General features: G+C 62.0%; 3 protein-coding genes and 1 pseudogene. 2 read left to right on the top strand and 2 right to left on the bottom strand.

Going from position 1 to position 3,066, the window contains the following annotated elements; all coding sequences use genetic code 11:
- Both tnpC and V2I08_RS20230 read left to right on the top strand, forming a co-directional pair.
- The coding region (gene tnpC / locus V2I08_RS20235) for an IS66 family transposase (RefSeq protein WP_349636551.1) at window positions 1-1,287 on the top strand (1,287 nt) is incomplete at its 5' end.
- A complete protein-coding gene (locus tag V2I08_RS20230; RefSeq protein ID WP_349636550.1) occupies window positions 1,284-1,877 on the top strand; it encodes a plasmid pRiA4b ORF-3 family protein in 594 nt (197 codons plus the stop codon). The genes tnpC and V2I08_RS20230, both read left to right, overlap by 4 nt.
- A 24-nt stretch (window positions 1,878-1,901) precedes the next feature.
- Here V2I08_RS20230 and V2I08_RS20225 read toward each other — a convergent pair.
- Window positions 1,902-2,246 (bottom strand): annotated as a pseudogene (locus V2I08_RS20225) (helix-turn-helix domain-containing protein); the annotation flags it as partial.
- Window positions 2,247-2,671: 425 nt separating this feature from the next.
- The coding region (gene tnpA, locus V2I08_RS20220; protein WP_349636549.1) for an IS66-like element accessory protein TnpA at window positions 2,672-3,066 on the bottom strand (395 nt) is incomplete at its 5' end.

Below are 3,066 nucleotides of genomic sequence, written 5' to 3'. Positions count from 1 at the left end.
ACATATGATCGCAAGCGATCCGATCAAATTATCCTCTCAGCCTCTTGCAAGAGGGAGCCGTCCACATATGCCGGTTGTAACGGGCCGTCAGCAGAGATCGACGAGGCTGTCACTGAGGTCCTCGACTATGTCCCGGCGCGCTTCCGGGTCATTCGCCACGTGCGACCAAGACTAGTGTGCCGGTCCTGCGAACAGATCCGCCAGGCCCTCGCTGTCGATCTGCCGCTCCCCAAGGTGATGGCGAGCAGCGCCTTGCTGGCCCATCTCGTCGTCAATCGCTTTGTCGATCATCAACCCTGGCATCGGCAGTCAGTGATCTTCCGCCGCGTGGGACTCCACATCGATCGGGACGTGATGAGCCGCTGGGCCCGAAAACTGGCATGGCTGCTGGCGCCGCTGGGTGAGCGGCTGTTCGCCTATATCCGGGAAGCCGCCAAGATCCACGGTGACGACACGCCGGTCACGCTGCTGGGCAATGGCGATGGCAGCCGGACCGGGCACTTCTGGGTATATCTGCGTGATGATCGCTCAAGCGGCGACATGAGCCCGCCTGCCGTGGTCTTCCGCTTCAGCGCCGATCGTGGCGGAGCGCATCCGGCAGAACATCTCGCCGACTATCGGGGGTATCTACAGGCAGACGGCTTTGCCGGGTACAACGCGCTTTACCGCGACCCCAGGACCAAGGCGCCCAAGGATATCGTCGAAGTGGGATGCTGGAGCCACGCACGCCGGAAATTTACCGACATCCTGGAGAAAAGTCCGTCACCGATTGCGGCAGAGGCGGTCGTGCGGATCGCCGAGCTCTTCGCCATCGAGCGCGATATCAAGGGTGCGCCACCCGATGAGCGAAGACGCATCCGCCAGATCAAGGCGGTGCCGAAGCTGGAGGCATTGCGCGTCTGGCTCGAAACCCAGAACCGAGGCCTGTCATCTGACAGCAATCTGGCGCGTGCGTGTCGCTATCCGCTCAATCGCTGGCAGGCTATGGTCCGCTACTGTGATGACGGTCGGCTCGAGATCAGCAACAATCTGGTGGAGAACGCCCTGCGCGGTGTCGCGCTCGGGCGCCGGAACTGGATGTTCGTCGGCTCCATGAAGGGGGGAGAAGCCGCCGCGCTCTTCTACGCCCTGGCCGGTACATGTCGGCTCAACGGCGTCGAGCCCGAGGCATGGTTCACCGACGTCATCGAACGCATCGGTGATCACCCGATCAATCGGATCGATGACTTTTTGCCGTGGAAATGGCAGGCATCAAGGCTGACCAACGATCTGGAGAAGGCTGCGTGAGCAACGGCACTGTCGTGCGGATGAAGATTACGCTGGACGATGTCACGCCGGCCGTCAGCCGAACGCTGGAGGTGCCGCTCAATATCCGGCTCGACCGTCTGCACACCGTCATCCAGACCGCCTTCTCGTGGACGGACTCTCACCTGTGGGAAATGAGCTTCGGGCAGACCGGCTTTGGCATCCCTGATCCTGAATATGGCTTCGACGGGCCGCTCGACGCCCGTAAGGCCACTCTCGCCCAGGTCCTGGCGGATACAAGGCGCAAGACCTTCCGATATCTCTATGACTTTGGCGATGCCTGGGAGCATAGCGTCAAGATCGAGCGCATCAACCCGGCCAGCCCGCACCTGACATATCCGCTCATCCTCGATGCAGTAGGCATGCGGCCGCCAGAGGACTGTGGCGGTCCATGGGGTTACGCCGAAAAGCTCGAAGCGCTCGGCGACCCACATCATGAATATCACGAAGAGGCGCTAGACACCCTCGGCGACGACCATGATCCCAACGCCAAGCCCGATATCCCCCTGATAGAGGCAAGGCTGGAAGCGCTCGCGAAAAAATGGGCGCCACGGACACGCCGGAAAGCCTGAAAGGCCGCGTCAACGCCGCCTTCCGTCGGCGCTTACGCTGTATCGATACCCATCTGGATGAAGCTCGATATACTCGTCCCACAGGATTTGCAGTGTGACATGCTTGCGCTTGAGTTCGCGATTGATCGCCGCCCAATTGGGTTCGGCACGCCGCCGGTGCCCCTGCTTCGTCCCCGCCGCACCATAAAGCTGCGCTTCCAATGTTCTGTCGGTCAGCTCCACCGGCAAGGGCCATTCCACGCCCGACGCCTCGAAGCGGCGCAGGGTTTCCCGCACAGTCGAAGGCGCGACCCCCAGCTGTCGCGCAATCGCCCGCACCGGGACCCCCGCGTCCCGGACCAACCGCAATATCTCTCGCACCCGGCGCATCTGTATTCTCTCCGTCGGCATCCGATCCTCCCGAAAGGGACGATCCTGCGACGACCAGAACACCTCCTGCAAACCGCCCAGAGGTGGGCGGCATTATCCCGGAATGATGGGCGACATCATTCCGGAATAGTGGGCGGCATCAAATCGGAACGGTGGGCGACATCATCTCGGAATGCCGGGCGCGATCACCCCGGAATCCGCAGCCGCCATCGCAAGCCTCCATGTGCCTGCAATATCGAATCATAATCTTAGCCTCTTGGGAATCCCCGACGTGAGTCAGCACCAACGCGCGTTGGTATAACCGATGGGAAAGATATCCGAATCTTGGCTGGAAACTCACCGACTCCGCATAATCATGGTCAGCGCATAGTTGCGCATGTCGCACGGCGCCAGCGACAGATAGATCTTCGACGATGGCGGCAGCGTCAGGCTAAACGTTCAAGCTCCCCGATAACCTCGAGCGCCAATCTCAACGCCTCTCGGTCGACCAGCCTGTCGATCGAAACCGTGAAGTCGCCGCTGCGCCGGATTTCGATCCGGCCGGGGTCGGATGGCGTGGTCAGCGGTTCGGCCGGCGTCAGTTCGACAGGCACGAACCCGGCCATCGCGCCGCGGAGCAATTGCTTGCGCCAGGTGTAGAGTTGGCCGGTCCCGATCCAGTACCGACGCGCGACCACTGCCATGATAGCGCCGGGCTGCGTCGTCTCCTTCAGGATCGCCAGCTTCTCCTCGTCGCTCCAATGCCGACGCCGCTCCACCTGTACAAGCGCTCCGCCATCCCCGCGACCGCTCATACGAGGCTTCTGTGGTTGCCGCCCGT

Source organism: Sphingobium sp. MK2 (genome assembly GCF_040170545.1).
Taxonomy (GTDB): domain Bacteria; phylum Pseudomonadota; class Alphaproteobacteria; order Sphingomonadales; family Sphingomonadaceae; genus Sphingobium.
The sequence above is the reverse complement of the archived record's forward strand: the minus strand, read 5'-3'. Positions and strand labels throughout refer to the sequence as shown.